Source organism: Paracoccus sp. (in: a-proteobacteria) (genome assembly GCF_030538755.1).
Taxonomy (GTDB): Bacteria; Pseudomonadota; Alphaproteobacteria; order Rhodobacterales; family Rhodobacteraceae; genus Paracoccus.
In genome coordinates this window covers 1-14410 of the sequence record NZ_JAUNTJ010000037.1, presented here as the reverse complement: position 1 = coordinate 14410, position 14410 = coordinate 1, and the positions used below count along the sequence as shown (strand labels likewise).

The window sequence follows — 14410 nt, the reverse complement described above, 5'->3', positions numbered from 1 at the left end:
CCGAGGCGCGCACCTCGACCAGCACCTCGCGCCCCAGCGGCGCATCAATGGCGACGTCTTCCAGATGGAAGCCTTGCTCAAGCTCGTGAACGACAAGGGCCTTCATGGGTCAACCTTTCTGATGGACACTGACCGGGCTGCGGAAGCGTTCGGCCATGAATTGCTCATAGTCCTGATCCGACAGCTTGCGTTTCGCATCGCGCAGCCAGTTCAGCGGCGGCCCGGCGAAATAGCGGAACCGGTCGGTGCCATCCGTCACCGCGTCAAAGATGCGGTCGGCGATGGTTTCAGGTTCTTCCAATGCCCAGTGATCGGCGCTCATCGCCTGCTGGAACCGGGCGTAGTCAGCCTCGTAATCATCAATACCGACCGATGCGCGGGTATAGGTCGGCGCGGTCAGGAAGGGCGTGTTGACGCCCGCCGGTTCCAGCACTTTCAGATGCACGCCAAGCGGAGTCAATTCGTGCCATGCGCTTTCGCACAGCCCTTCAAGCGCCCATTTCGTCGAGACATAGGCGCCCGAGGACGGAATCCCGAAGGTCGCGCCGACCGAGCTCACATTCAGCACCACCCCTTCGCGCCGCGCCCGCATCTCGGGCAGGATGGCGCGCATGACATTGGCGGTGCCAAAGAAGTTGGTGTCGAAATTGGCGCGAAGCTGGGCGTCGGTTACGGCTTCGAAATAGCCCGCCTGACCATAGCCCGCGTTGTTCACCACCGCGTCGATCTGGCCGAACCATTTGCGCGTTGTCTTCAGTGCGGCTTCAATGCTGGCCGGGTCGGTGATGTCCAGTGCGATAACGGCGATATTGGGAAAGTCGGCGAAAGCAGGGTCAGCGTCTGCCGGGTTGCGCATCGTCGCGGCGACGTTCCAGCCCGCACGGGCGAAACGCAGCACGGTGGCCTGACCAATTCCTTTGGATGTGCCTGTAATCAGAACAGTTTTAGGCATGTTTTTCGGTCCTTTTGATCCGATGGGACGGCTTGTTTCCAAGCGATCTGAGCGTCAGATAGGGGGACGCTTGCGCCACATCAAGACGAAATGACAAAAATATTCATAATGTCAAATCTTGGCATTTGCCGTGGTTTTCCCTATCTGACGCAGATCATGACCCAGACTCTGCCCCCCGCCGACGCCCGCCGCGACAAGATCACCCAAGCCGCAGCCGATGTGTTCATCCGCTATGGCTTTGCCCGCACGACCATGGGCGATATCGCCGCCGCCGCCGGTATCGCGCGCCCGACGCTGTATCTGTCATTCCCGCAAAAGCAGGATATTTTCGGCGCGGTGATTGAATTGTTGGCCAGCCGCAAGCTGGCCGAAATCCGCGCCGAGCTTGCCGGGCTGTCTGGCTTGGGCGCAAAGCTGCGTCACGCCTGCCTGTCATGGGGGCTGGCCGGGTTCGATCTGGTTCGCGCCAATCCTGATGCCAAGGATATGTTCGATCTGAACTTTGCGCCGGTGCGTCAGGGTCACGCCGGGTTTATCCGGTTGCTGGCGGATATGCTGCAAGATGCGGGCCGCGATAATGCCGAGGTCACCGCCCGGATGATGGGGGCCGCGCTAAAGGGCTTTAAGCTGGTCGCCGATGACCGCGAACAGGTGCAAGAGATGATCCACAGCCTTTGTGCTGCTGTGGCCGAAACCGGGTCATAGGGAAACGCGGCTGAAGGCCAAGAGGGCGCGCGAACGCCCCCTTTCAGCATCAATGCGGCAGCGCCACATCCGGGTGCAGGCCGGGGTGGCCGGGCGAGGGTGGCTCGGCGGTCTCGCCGGGCCAGCCCAGATAAAGCCCGATCTGCGAGCGGAAGCTTTCCACCGCCGCGCGATCCGCCATCCACGCGCCAAAGGCCAGCGGGTCGGCGTTGGGATAGTCCCAGATGGGCTTATACCCTTCGGGCGGGGTCACATCGGTGCGCACGGACCACATATACCAGATGTTTTCCTGCGTATCCTTGTCCAGAAGCCAGTTCAGATACAGCTTGGCGGCCTCGGGGTGTTTGGCACCGGCCAGAATCGCGGCCTGCTGCGGCCATGCGACGAATGGGTCCGTTTCGGGCAGCACAAAGCGCGATTTTGCATCAACCGCCGGACGCAGGGTGCCATCGGTGGAAAATGTCGCCGCCGCCCGCCCGTCATCGACATAATCGGCGGGGGCCTGCGTGCCGCGCACCATGATCGGTTCCTGCGCGGCCAGTTGGGCGGGATAATCCCAGCCGTATTTATCGACCACCTGCTTAAACCAGAACAGCACCGCATCGTCATCGGTGGGCCAGGTCAGCACGATCCGGCCTTTCAGATCGGGGCGCAGGTAATCGGCGGCCTCGCGCGGCCAGCTTGCCGGGTCGGGCAGCGCGGCAAGGTTTACGACATTGGAAAACGCATCGACGAAAATGCCGGTATAGGCCCCGTCGGTATCCTTGAACGCGTCATAGATGCTGTCCCAACCGGCGGGCTTATAGGGCATCAGCGCGCCCTCGGCCTTCCAGCGGGGAAAGTTCTGCAAGGTCTGCACTTGGATCACATCCGGCACCACCGAATCGGTCGCGATCTGATTATCCAGCCGCGCCTCGTGATATTTGGAATAATCCACGATCACATCCAGCACCATGCCGGGAAAGCGGGCCTCGAACGCCTGCTTCATCCCGTCCTGCTGGCCCGCCGTGTCACCACCGGCATAGACGATGACGCGCCCGCCTTCGGCCAATGCAGCCTGATGCAATTCGTCCAGACTGCGGGTTTCCGGGGCGAGTTGCGCAAAGGCAAGGGTTGGGGCGGCCAGAACCGCCCCGATGGTTGCAATGGTTTTCAGCCCCATTGCATTTCGCCCTTGGCAACCTTGGCCCCAAGTTCCAGAGAGCTTTCGCTGCCCAGATCAGGGAACTGCGCTTTCATCGCGGCAATCAGTTCCTCGCTGTTGGCAGCGGTTTCAGCGGCCTTGTCAAAGGCTTGCAGATAGTCGCGGGTGAATCGCACCGCCGGGATGCCCTGTGCCGCGCCGGGGGCCTGATGGCCGGGCACCACGATGGCGGGATTGCGGGCGATGATCTCGTCCAAGGCCGCAATCCACTGCGCCCGCGATTCCGGCGTGGCGTTATCCGCGACCCAGACGTGAATCCCGGAATAGACCAGCACGCCGCCGAACACGGCTTGCAAGGACGGCACCCACAGATAGCGGCGGTCGTGCATATCGGGGAACTCGACGATCTCGATTGTCTGGCCTTCCAGTTCCAGCGAGGTCGCCTCGGACGCCGCAGGGACCACCACATCGGCCAGTGTTTGCGGGCCGTTGTCGCCCAGTTGCGGCCCCCAGACGGCCAGCTTGCCTTCGACATTGCCGTTGATCGCTGCGACAGTATCGGGGCGAGCAATGACCTGCGCATCGGGGAAAGCATCCACAATCGGGCGCAGGCTGAAATAATAGTCCGGATCGTTGCAGGTGACATAGATCGTGGTCAGCCGCTTGCCCGTCGCCTTGATCGCATCGGCCACCGCGCGGCCATCGGACAGGGTGAACCCGCCGTCGATCAGGATCGCGTCAGTCTCGCCGCTTAACAGAACGGGGGTGCGCAGGAAGCCGGCCTCGTCGGCCTGATAAAAGGTCCAGTCAAGCGCCCCGCTGGCATGGGCGGGCAGGGCCAGAACGGCAACCCCGGCAGCGGACAGCTTCAACGCATCGCGACGTGTCATCATGGTGGTTCACCTTTGTGCAAGACAGGCACGATATGCGCCTGAAATATGCAGACATATCGCGCCAAGAGGCAAAAGGTTCCGCCGGTGACTAACTTTTTGTTAGTTCCGCCCGATCATCGCCTTCATCATGGTTTTGAACCGCGCGCCATAGGGCGGTGCGACCAGCCCGGTGCCGTTCCAGCGGGCCTGACGAAACACCGGTTGAGATGCGACAGCCGGTCAAACCCCGCTTGCCCGTGATAGGCCCCTGCGAAGAGCCAGTTGCGGTATCCGACACCGATCGGGCGCAGGGCGCGCTCGGCTGGGTTGTTGTCGATGGCCCCCGCCCCCATCAGACAAGAACAGGCTGAAAGTGTCCCGACGGCTCAGCCCATAACGGAAAGCCCGGTCATATATTCTTTGTCGGGGTTCCGCGAGAGCTGCTGTCCTGACCAGACGATGGAGGCCTCGACCTTCGGAGCGCTGTGTTTCCTCGCGCGGCAAGGCGGATCTCAGCGGGATGCCCGGTGATTTCGCGCTCAATGTCGTAGAGCGCACCGATGCGATCAAGCACCTCGTGGGCGGTGACGGATTTCGTCTTGCCCCATTTTTTATGGAAGTCTCACCTCAGGGGGGCCCAACAGGCCGCCTTCCGTAAGTGGGGTGTCCCAGCCAGCTCCGGAGTGTAGAGATAGGTATATCCCTTGTAGCCATCGGTCTGCAGGATACCGCAGGTGTTGGCCAGATGGTGATGAACGTGCCTTTCCTTCCAGCCCGGTGCGAAGGCATAGACCGCACCGGGGGGGCCGTTGATCGTGGACATAGGCCCAGATCCTACCCTTCTTTACACTCTTGCCCAGCCCCTTGTCATAGTTTGCACGGTCCAGCACCCGGATCGGTGTGTCAGCAGCATGCAGCAGGTCGCTGGCCATCACATCCGCCTCGATCCGTTCGATCAGCGGTACCAGCACCTTCGTGACGCGGCCATACCAGTCGAAAAAGTGCTGTCGGGGATATCAGCCCCCATCCGAGCGAAGATCTCGTGCTGACGATACAGGGGAAGGTAATCGTTGAATTTGGAGACGAGGATGTGAGTGAGCAGGTTCGCCCCTGCCATGCTGCCTGGGATCGGGCGGCTGGGCGCAGGCATCTATACCATGCGCTCGCAGCGTCGGCAGGATTTCTTGGGCCGGGTGATCTGGACGACCTTTAATTACGTCGCGATCAGATCCAGCATCTCGCTGATATCCTTGCCCATCAGGCGCAGATCGCCGCCGCAATCAGGGCAGCAACTGCTGGGATCCAGTGTCTGCCGCATGCACTGCGCGCTGAAGGCCACGACGCCAGCGAGGATGGCACCGGCCGCGGCACGCCACTGATCCCCATCGCGATTCAGGAACGCGCTGGCAGCGAGAACCCCGCTGCGGGGCCGGACGGGGCCGGATTCCGGGCGGATGGCGCATCCTATACGCTGGAGGCACGGCCTGTCCCGCAAGCGGTCGCCTTCGACTGCAAGGGCAGCGAAGTGCAGGCTGTCGAGGACGGATCGCACCCCACATTGCGCAGCATGGCGCATGAGACCAGCCATGCCAATGCCGGTGGCCATGCCGCCGTGGCCTTCGCGCAGAACACCCGCGATGAAGTTCGGCTGACAAGTGGTGATGGTCAGATCACTGCCGCGCTAGCGGCCGAGGCCGGGATGAAGCAGCAGACCTATCTGGCCCAGCCGGTGGCATTCGACCTGCGCGGGCGGGACGAGGGCGCGATGCCGGAAGGGCCACACGACACCGCCAATATCCGCGCTGCCAGTGGCGGATCATCGCGCAGCTACCTTGCCGCGCCTTGGGCCGTGCGTCGCCTGACACCGCGCGAATGCGAACGATTACAGGGTTTTCCCGATGATTACACGCTGATCCCGTATCGCGGCGGCAAACCCGCTGCCGATGGGCCGCGCTATAAGGCCTTGGGCAATTCCATGGCGGTGAATGTGATGGAATGGATCGGCGCGCGCATCGCCATGGTGGATGGGATCGGGGAGGATCTGTAGCGCCCGATCATGGCCACATCTGCGCAGCATGCAGAACGCGCAGCACAGTCACGACCGAGGGCGTTTCCGCATAAATCACGATATAATTCGGCCTGACCACCAGCTCACGCGTGCCATCCACCCTGCCGGGGCGGCAGCGTTTGGGATGGGCGGGCAACGACGCGACCTTGCTATCGATTTCCTGCATCAAGGCCATTGCCGCTGCCGGATTATCGTCCGAGATATAGTCAACGATTGCCATCAGATCGGCAATGGCCGCAGCCTTCCATTCAAGTTCAGGCACGATGTTTCCCGGCGATCAGGCTGCGTGCCTCTGCCATCACCTTATCATGCGACGTGGCAGGGCGAGGGTCGGCCAGCGCCTCCAACACCTTGGTCCGAAACCAGGCATCATAGGCATCAGCATCAGCGACCAACCCGGCAGGCAGGCCACCTTCGGCCGCGATACGGGTCAGCAAGATCCGCACCGCATCCGACAAGGTCAGGCCAACCCCCGATAACGCCTCGGCGGCCTGAGCCTTCAGCTGGTCATCCACACGGACATGAAGCATCGACGTTTGCGCAGGCATAGGGGTATCCTCTGTTGGCCCCGCGAGTATGTATCTCATTTGAGATTCGCGCAAGCGCTGGCAGGCCCCCGCCCCGTTCCGGTTCATTCCGCGCATTCCGCCCCTGCACCATGTTCCGCTGGCCCTGTCACCGAATCACGACAGGAGCCGCAGATGGATCACGAACAGCCCGCCCCGAATGACAGTACTGACATCCTACGCGACTGAATGAGCCGCGCAGAACTGGCCCAGACCCTGAGTCTGACGCCCCACACGCTCGCCCGCTGGGAAACTCCCGCACCGACCCGCCCTGCGTCCGCATCGGCCGCAAGATCATCTACCGCCGCGCCGCCGTGCAAAACTGGCTGCTGGAACAGGAAAGCCGCAAGACCGGCCCGCACGGGCGAGGTGGCCGATGATCGGGTGACGGAGCTTTATACCACAGGTTTATCCTCATTCAGAAATTCCCGTTCTTCTCTTCGAATTGCGTTCACTGCCGGATCGTCATGTTGATCTTGGTATGCCCGCAGCTTGCAGCTCTCTACCCCGCCAGCCCGGCATAAACCCCGCCAAGCGCCAGCAATTCCGCGTGGGTGCCGGTTTCAACGATGCGGCCCTGATCCATGACGGCGATGCGATCCGCGCCTCGGATCGTGCCAAGGCGATGCGCGATTACCAGCGTGGTGCGGCCCTTGGCCAGACGGTCCAGGGCGGATTGGATTTCACGCTCGGTCTGGCTGTCCAAGGCGGATGTGGCCTCGTCCAGAATCAGGATGGGCGGGTTTTTCAGAAAGGCGCGGGCGATGGCGACGCGCTGTTTCTGGCCGCCCGACAGCATCACGCCACGTTCTCCGACGACGGTGTCCAGCCCCTCGGGCAGGCTGTCGATCAGGCTGGTCAGTTGCGCCTGCGCGGCGGCCGTGCGGATGTCGTCATCCGTCGCGCCAAGGCGGCCATAGGCGATGTTTTCGCGAAGCGTGCCGCCGAACAGGAACACGTCTTGCGAGACCAGCCCGATCTGTCGGCGCAGGCTGTGCAACTGCATCTGTGGCAGGTCCAGCCCGTCAACCGTGATCCGACCCGAGGTCGGTTCATAGAACCGGGGCAGCAGCGCCAGCAGCGTGGTTTTCCCCGCGCCCGACGGCCCCACAAAAGCCACCGTTTCGCCCGCGCGGATGGTCAGGTCGATGTCGCGTAAAATCGGGCGGTCAGTATTGTATTCAAAGCTGACCCCCTGAAACCGGATGTCGCCGCGCAGGTCCGGCGCGGGAATGGTGCCCGGCGCATCCGCGATTTCGGGTTCCGTCGCCAGCAGTTCCTGATAGCGGCGGAAACCGGCAATCCCGCGCGGATAGGTCTCGATCACCGCGGCGATCTTTTCCAGCGGGCGATAGAACACGCCGACCAGCAGCAGAAAGCCCACGAATCCGCCGGTGGTCATCTGACCCTTCAGCACAAAGCCCGCGCCGACGACCATCACCACCACCTGCACCAGCCGCAGCCCCATATATTGCAGCGCGTTCGAGGCCGCCATGACCCGGTAAGCGTCCAGCTTGGCCCGGCGATAGCGGGCGTTATCTACCGCGAACAGGTCGTTTTCATGGGTTTCATTGCCGAACGCCTGCACCACGCGGACACCGCCCAAAGCCTCTTCCAGACGCACGTTGAAATCCCCCACGCGGGAATAGATCGCCCGCCATGTCTGCGTCATCCTCCCGCCATAGACGATCACGATCGCCAGCATCGCGGGCACGATCAGCGCCACGATCAGCGCCATCTGCGGGTTGATCCAGAACATCAGGATGAATGCGCCGACAAATGTCATCAGCGCGATAAAGGCATCCTCGGGGCCGTGATGGGCGACCTCGCCGATTTCTTCAAGGTCGCGGGTCACGCGGGCGACCAGCTTGCCGGTGCGGGTGCGGTCATACCAGCGCCATGACAGCCGCGTCAGGTGATCGAACGCCCGCGCCCGCATCACCGTTTCGATGTTGATCCCCAGCTTGTGGCCCCAATAGATCACCACCACCAACAGCCCCGCATTGACCGCATACAGCGCCAGCAACCCGACAGCGGCGGCAATCGTCAGCGTCCAGTCGCCCTGCGGCAGCAGATGGTCGATGAAAGCGGTGATCGCCAGCGGAAAGGCCAGTTCCAGCAGGCCCGACAGCACGGCACAGCCGAAATCCAGCCAGAACAGCCCCATAAAGGGGCGATAATAGGCGAAAAACTGACGCAGCATCGGGGTTCCTTCAGGCTGGAATGGCGACGGGGGTGCCATCCGGGCGGCTTAGCACCTGCATCGGCAGACCGTAAATCTGTTCCAGCACCTCGGACCGCATCAGCTCGGCGGGGCTGCCCTGCATCGCCAGCCTGCCGCCGCGAATGGCGACGATATGGTCACAGAACCGCGCGGCCATATTGACCTCGTGCAGCACGATCACCGCGCTGCGCCCCTGCTGACGGCACATGCGGCGGACCAGCGCCAGAACCTCGACCTGATGGGCAATGTCCAGCGCGCTGATCGGTTCATCCAGCAGCAGCGTCCCGGCCTGTTGCGCCACCATCATTGCCAGCCAGACCCGCTGACGCTCGCCCCCCGACAGGGTATCGACCAGCCGTTCGGCGAAATCGGTGACGCCACATTCCGCCATCGCCGCCACGACAGCCGCGTGATCCGCCGGGCCAAAGCGGCCAAGCGCCCCGTGCCACGGGTAACGGCCAAGCGCGACCAGTTCGCGCACGATCATCCCCTCGGCCGGGGGCGTGGTCTGCGGCAGAAAGGCCAGACGACGGGCATAGTCGCGGGCGGACCAATCGGCCAGCGCCCGGCCCTCGAACGTGATGCTGCCAGCGGTGGCGCCGATCTGCCGGGCCAGCGTTTTCAGCAGCGTGGACTTGCCCGAGCCGTTATGCCCGATCAGCGCCACAGCCTGACCGGCGGGCAGGCGCAGGCTTAGATCATGCAGCAGGCGGCGGCCCGGCACCTCGACATTCAGGTTTCGGATGTCGAACAAAGCGGTCATTTGCGGGGCCTCATCATCAGCCAGATCAGCCATGGCGCGCCAAGCAGCGCGGCAAACAGACCAAGCGGCAGTTCATAGGGAAAACCGGCCATGCGCGCGCCGAAATCGGCGGCCAGCATCAGCCCGGCACCGATCAACGCGCTGCCGGTCAGGTGGTCGGCGGGGCGGGCCAGCCCGGCGCGCCGCGCGATATGCGGGGCCATCAGCCCGACAAAGGACAGCGGCCCGACCAGCACCGTTGCCGCCCCCGTGGCCAGCCCGGCCAAGGCGATCAGCACCAGCCGCGTCCGGCGCAGAGGCAGGCCCAGCCCGCCCGCGACACCATGGCCCAACGGCAGGATCGCCAGCCAGCGCCGGGCCGCTAGCGCCGCCGCCCACAGTGCCAACGCCAGCACCGCCAGCGCCAAAGCGCCCGGCATGGTGATGGCGGATGACGACCCCGATAGCCAGTTCAGGATCGCCCAAGACCGTGCATCGCCGACCGCCATCATCGCCGACAGCACCGCCCCCGCCAGCGCGGAAACAGCGATCCCGGCCAGCAAAACACGTTCGGGCGGCATCTCGCGGTGGCTGACAAAGGCCGCGACCAGCGCCAGCGCGATGGCGCCGCCCGCCATGGTGCCGATGGTCAGCGCGGCGGCCGAAGGCGCGGCCAGCGCGAACACCACCGCCGCATAGCCCAAGGATGCGCCGCCCGACACGCCCAGCACCTCGGGCGAGGCAAGGGGATTCGCCGTCAGCCGTTGCAGCACCGCCCCGGACAGCGCCAGCGCCGCCCCGGCAGACGCGGCGGCGATCAGACGCGGCAGGCGCATCGGCAGAAAGGCCGCGAAACTGTCGCGGTCCAGCACCGCCCAGCCATGCGGCACGCGCCCGATCCAGACCAGCACCAACGCCGCCATGACCAGCCCAAGCGCCAGTGCGGCCAGCAGCCGCGCGGGATGGGCGCGGCGGGGCGCGGGGCCTTCGCCTGCCTCGGTCCCCGGTGGGGTCGAGCCGCGCAGCCGGGGCAGCAGCCAGATCAGCAGCGGCCCACCGATCAGCCCGGTCAGCGCGCCGGTGGGAAACATCTCGCCGCTTTGTCCGGCAATGGTCAGAACGATCCCGTCACACAGCGACAGGATCAGCGCCCCGATGACCGGCGACAGCGCCAGCAGCCCGGCGATGCTGCGCACCCCCATCGTGCGGGCCAGCGCGGGCGCGGCCAGCCCGACGAAACCGATCAGCCCCAGCTCGGCCGAAACCGCCGCCGCCAGCACCACCGCCACCGCCACCGCCAGCAACCTCACACCGGCGACGTTCAGGCCCAGCCCCTGCGCCCCCTCGGCCCCCAGTGACAGCACGCGCAAAGGCCGCGCCAGCGCAGCCGCCACCACCGCGCCGCCCGCCAGCACGGCGGTCAGCGCCTGCACACCGGCCCAGTCCTGCTGCACCAGCGAGCCGCCGTTCCAGATCACCAGCGACAGCAGATATTGCCCCTGCGCCAGCGTCACGGCGGTGGCAATCGCGCTGGCGGTCATGCCGACCAGCATCCCGGCGATCACCATCGTCACCGGCGCGAAGGCCCGCGCCGCGCCGATGGCCAGCACCAAGGCGGCAGCCAGCCCCGCCCCCGCCAGCGCCACCGGCCAATTGCCATAATCCAGCAATCCCGGCGCAAAGATCGTCACGATCACCAGCGCCAGTTGCGCACCCGAGGAAATCCCCATCGTCGTCGGGTCAGCCACCGGATTGCGCAGCACCACTTGCAAGATCGCACCCGACAGCCCAAGGATCGCCCCCGCCAGCAAGGCGATTACCCCGCGCGGCATCTGCCCATAGGCCAGCATGATCTGATCCAGCGTCATCGTCTGCGGGTGCAGCGGCCAGCCGGGCCAATCCACCAACGGCAGCATCTGCACCGCCGCCAGCCCCCACAAGCCGGCGGACAGCGCGGCAACCAATGGCAGAACACGGATCATGCCAGCACCTGCGGGCCGCGTTCCAGCGCGTCGATCAGGCTTTGCGCGAAACGCAGCGCCGAGGGTGCGCCGCCGAACGGGTTGCCTTCGGGAACAAGGTAAACGCGCCCGGCTGCCACAGGCGGCAGCGCCCGCCACAAGACACTGCGCGACAGGCTGCGGCGGGCGTTGATGGGGATCTCGCCCGCGATCACCAGCCGCGCGTCAGGCATATCAACCAGCTTTTCCAGCGGCACCGGGGCCAGAAAACTGAACTTTGTCCCCTCGGCCCAGGCATTGCGCAGCCCGATGCGGCTGGCTACGTTGCCGAACAGGCTGTCAAAGCCAAAGACCCGCATATGCCGCGCATCACCGATATTGACCAGACAGACAGGCCGGTCACGGAACCCGGTGGCACGGGCGGCCAGCACGTCCAGCGTCGCATCAGCGGCATCCCGCGCCGCCGCCCCCGCAGCCGGATCGCCGATGCGGCCGGCCAGCAGGCTCAGCGCCTGCATGACATGTGGCAAGGGGGCCTGACCGGGCAAATAAAAGGGCAGCGAAAACACCGGGGCGATTTCCGCCAGCCGCGCCTCGTATCGGGTGTAATAATTCGACGACAGGATCAGATCGGGCCGCAGCAGTTGCAGCAGCTCAAAGTTCGGCGCACCACGCAGGCCCAGATCGGTGATATCACCCGGAATGACCGGCTGGCCCACATCCTGCCGGTAACGGATCAGTTCCGCCGCCGCGACGGGCATATGACCGATGGCGACGGCAGTTTCCAGCATCGCCCAGTCAATCGCCGCCAACCTTGGCGCATTGGCCGCCCGCACAGGAAAACCCGCCGCCAGAAACATCCCGGCGGCGGTCAGAAAGGAACGGCGGTTTACCACTTGCGCGTCAGTTGCGCCGAGATCACGCGCCCCTCGCCATAATAGCACCCAAAGCTGCCGCAATTGGCCAGATAGACCTTATCGGTCAGGTTGCTGACGTTCAGCGAAGCCTCGATATTGTCATAGGTATAGGTCGCGCCCAGATCGGCCAGCGTCACCGCGCCCATGTCATAGCTGTTCGCCGAATCCCCGAACCGAGACCCGATATAGCGAATCCCGCCGCCCACACGCCAGCCATTGCCGAAATCGCGGTCCAGCCACAGATTCGCCAGATGGCGCGGCGCATTGGCCATTTCATTGCCCGCATTGGTGCCGGTCATCTGTTCCGTCTTGTTGAAGGAATAGGAACCGCGCAGATCCCAGCCTTCGGCGATTTCGGCGGTGGCCTCCAGCTCGAAGCCGCGCGATTTGACCTCGCCGATGTTGCGATAGGTGCCGCCGCCCAGGTTTTCGATGATGTTTTCCTGCCGCAGATCATAGATGGCGGCGGTAATCAGCCCGTTAAAGGCGGTGGGTTCGTATTTGACGCCCAGTTCCCATTGCTTTGCCGTGCTTGGCCCCGGTGCGGAACCCTCGACCTGAACCCCGGCATAGCTGATCGCATCCACCGGCTCGAACGAGGTCGAATAGCTGACATAGGGCATCACCCCATTGTCAAAGACATAGGACAGCCCGGCGCGGCCGGTGGTCTTGTTGTCGGATTGATCGACCGTCACCCGATTGCCGGCGCGTTCCGACCAGCCGGTCACTTCGGCACGGTCATGGCGCAGCGCCAGCGCGGCACGCCAGTTCCCGACCTCGACTTGATCCTGAGCATAGATGCCGACCTGTTTCAGTGTGATGTCGCTGTTCGCCACATACCACGCCGCGCCGGTTGGCAGGTTGCCCCGCACCGGGTTCACCCAATCCAGCGAGGGGGCGGTGAAGAACTCGGTCGTGGTGCGGGAATCGTATTTGCGGATGTCCACGCCGAACAGCAGATTATGCGTCACCTGCCCGGTATCGACCACGCCCGACAGGCGAGTGTCCAGATTGATGCCCGACGCATCCTCGGACTGGCGGTTCGCGCCGCGGGTGATTTCCGTGCCCGAAAGGCCGGTCACATACATGCCGCGATAATTCCAGTCAAAGTTCTCATAGCGAAAACCCTGATCCAGCCGCCAGCCGTTTTCCAACTCGTGGCTGATCTCGATACCGAAATTGAACATCCGGCGGTCACTGTCGTCCCAGCCCTCTTCGCCGGTATAGAAATCGCGCAGGCTCTTGCCATCCGCGATCTGCGTCAGCGCATAAGGCACCCCGGTTGGCGACAGCGGCGAATCCTTTAGATAGGACGCCATAAAGTCGATGGTCGTCGTATCGGTTGCCTGCCACCGCGCCGCAGCGGCCAGATAGCCGCGCTTGTTGTCCAGTTCCTCGATCTGCGGCTTGCTGTCGCGCGCGATCCCGGTCAGCCGCCAGGACAGCGTGTCATTGGCGACGCGGTTCACGTCAAAGAACGCCTGCCCGCCGCTGTTGCTGTCGATCCCTGCGCCGATTTCCGCGAAATCATAGGATTGCGCGCGTTTCTGAACCTGATTGATGATCCCGGCAGGCGAGCCAGCCCCGTAAAGCGAGGACGACGGCCCGCGCAGCACCTCGACCTGCTGCATCCCGTAGATCTCATAGGCGGGGGCGCCCATATAACGCAACTGGCGCAGGCCGTTGACATATTGGGCATCGCGCGCCTCGAACCCGCGCAGGGTCGGGCTGTCGAAACGCGGGTCGGCACCGTAGGGCTGACCCAGCACGCCCGCGCTGTAATTCAGCGCCTGCCCCAGCGTCGTCGCGCCCTGATCCTCGATCTGCTGATTGGTCACGACCGAAACCGACTGCGGCGTCTGCGCGATTGGCGTGTCGGATTTGGTCGCGGCCTGCGCATAGGTTGCGACATAGCCATCAACCTGCACGCTGGTATCGGTGGTTGCCGTCAGCACGATTTCGTCCAGAACGGTCGGGCCATCTGCGTCCTGTGCCGTGGCCATACCAACAGAAAGGGCAATCATGCTGCCGCTGGCCAGCGCAAGGCACCGGGCGGACAGAGCAAGGTGTATTTTCATCGAAGGAGACCAGTCCCGAAGTTAATAAGTCATCCAATGATACCTGAGTGAATAAGTTAGGATTGTCAAGCAATGGTGAGCGCAGCCCCTCGTGGGGCAAAATGTCGCGAAAGTCGCCGTGGAATGTAGGTTCAGGACCCATTGATTATAACCTTGTTCGATGATTCAGGAGGTGCCAGGA

The 14410-nt window shown here is 63.9% G+C and carries 12 protein-coding genes and 1 pseudogene; 2 read left to right on the top strand and 11 right to left on the bottom strand.

Features of this window, described 5'->3' with window-relative positions:
• Positions 1-109: 109 nt before the first annotated feature.
• The gene (locus Q4G14_RS14645) at positions 110-952 is read right to left on the bottom strand and encodes an SDR family oxidoreductase (RefSeq protein WP_303362503.1); all 843 of its coding nucleotides are present in this window, start codon (positions 950-952) and stop codon (positions 110-112) included.
• A 156-nt stretch (positions 953-1108) separates the two neighbouring features.
• Between Q4G14_RS14645 and Q4G14_RS14640 the strand changes: the two genes are divergently transcribed.
• Positions 1109-1657, top strand: coding sequence for a TetR/AcrR family transcriptional regulator (locus tag Q4G14_RS14640; protein WP_303362502.1), 549 nt, complete (start codon positions 1109-1111; stop codon positions 1655-1657).
• Positions 1658-1706: 49 nt separating this feature from the next.
• Here the strand turns inward: Q4G14_RS14640 and Q4G14_RS14635 are convergent, their stop codons facing one another.
• The 3 genes and pseudogenes from Q4G14_RS14635 to Q4G14_RS14625 form a co-directional block, all read right to left on the bottom strand.
• The gene (locus tag Q4G14_RS14635; RefSeq protein WP_303362501.1) at positions 1707-2819 is read right to left on the bottom strand and encodes an ABC transporter substrate-binding protein; all 1113 of its coding nucleotides are present in this window, start codon (positions 2817-2819) and stop codon (positions 1707-1709) included.
• Positions 2810-3694 carry an MBL fold metallo-hydrolase gene (locus tag Q4G14_RS14630; RefSeq protein ID WP_303362500.1) on the bottom strand — a complete coding sequence of 295 codons (885 nt, stop codon included), beginning with the start codon at positions 3692-3694 and terminating at the stop codon, positions 2810-2812. The genes Q4G14_RS14635 and Q4G14_RS14630 overlap by 10 nt, the downstream gene beginning before the upstream one ends.
• A 242-nt stretch (positions 3695-3936) precedes the next feature.
• Positions 3937-4988, bottom strand: a pseudogene (locus Q4G14_RS14625) (IS66 family transposase); the annotation flags it as partial.
• Positions 4989-5240: 252 nt separating this feature from the next.
• Here Q4G14_RS14625 and Q4G14_RS14620 point away from each other — a divergent pair.
• The gene (locus tag Q4G14_RS14620; protein ID WP_303362499.1) at positions 5241-5720 is read left to right on the top strand and encodes a DNA cytosine methyltransferase; all 480 of its coding nucleotides are present in this window, start codon (positions 5241-5243) and stop codon (positions 5718-5720) included.
• A gap of 7 nt (positions 5721-5727) precedes the next feature.
• Here Q4G14_RS14620 and Q4G14_RS14615 read toward each other — a convergent pair whose 3' ends face one another.
• From Q4G14_RS14615 to Q4G14_RS14580, 7 genes are all read right to left on the bottom strand, one after another.
• Complete coding sequence (locus Q4G14_RS14615; RefSeq protein ID WP_303362498.1) at positions 5728-6003, bottom strand: type II toxin-antitoxin system RelE/ParE family toxin; 276 nt, start codon at positions 6001-6003, stop codon at positions 5728-5730.
• Positions 5996-6289: a type II toxin-antitoxin system RelB/DinJ family antitoxin gene (locus Q4G14_RS14610; protein WP_303362497.1), complete on the bottom strand. Its 294-nt coding sequence runs from the start codon at positions 6287-6289 to the stop codon at positions 5996-5998. Before Q4G14_RS14610 ends, Q4G14_RS14615 begins: the two co-directional genes overlap by 8 nt.
• 520 nt (positions 6290-6809) lie before the next feature.
• On the bottom strand, positions 6810-8510 hold the full coding sequence (locus Q4G14_RS14600; RefSeq protein WP_303362496.1) for an ABC transporter ATP-binding protein: 1701 nt from the start codon (positions 8508-8510) through the stop codon (positions 6810-6812).
• Positions 8511-8520: 10 nt separating this feature from the next.
• Positions 8521-9294 (bottom strand): ABC transporter ATP-binding protein, encoded by a 774-nt coding sequence (locus Q4G14_RS14595; RefSeq protein ID WP_303362505.1) that lies wholly within the window; start codon positions 9292-9294, stop codon positions 8521-8523.
• On the bottom strand, positions 9291-11255 hold the full coding sequence (gene fhuB / locus Q4G14_RS14590) for a Fe(3+)-hydroxamate ABC transporter permease FhuB (protein ID WP_303362495.1): 1965 nt from the start codon (positions 11253-11255) through the stop codon (positions 9291-9293). The genes Q4G14_RS14595 and fhuB overlap by 4 nt, the downstream gene beginning before the upstream one ends.
• Positions 11252-12094, bottom strand: a complete 843-nt coding sequence (locus tag Q4G14_RS14585; protein WP_303362504.1) for an ABC transporter substrate-binding protein — start codon at positions 12092-12094, stop codon at positions 11252-11254. Before Q4G14_RS14585 ends, fhuB begins: the two co-directional genes overlap by 4 nt.
• Positions 12095-12123: 29 nt before the next feature.
• Positions 12124-14154: a TonB-dependent siderophore receptor gene (locus tag Q4G14_RS14580; RefSeq protein ID WP_303362494.1), complete on the bottom strand. Its 2031-nt coding sequence runs from the start codon at positions 14152-14154 to the stop codon at positions 12124-12126.
• Positions 14155-14410: the final 256 nt, after the last annotated feature.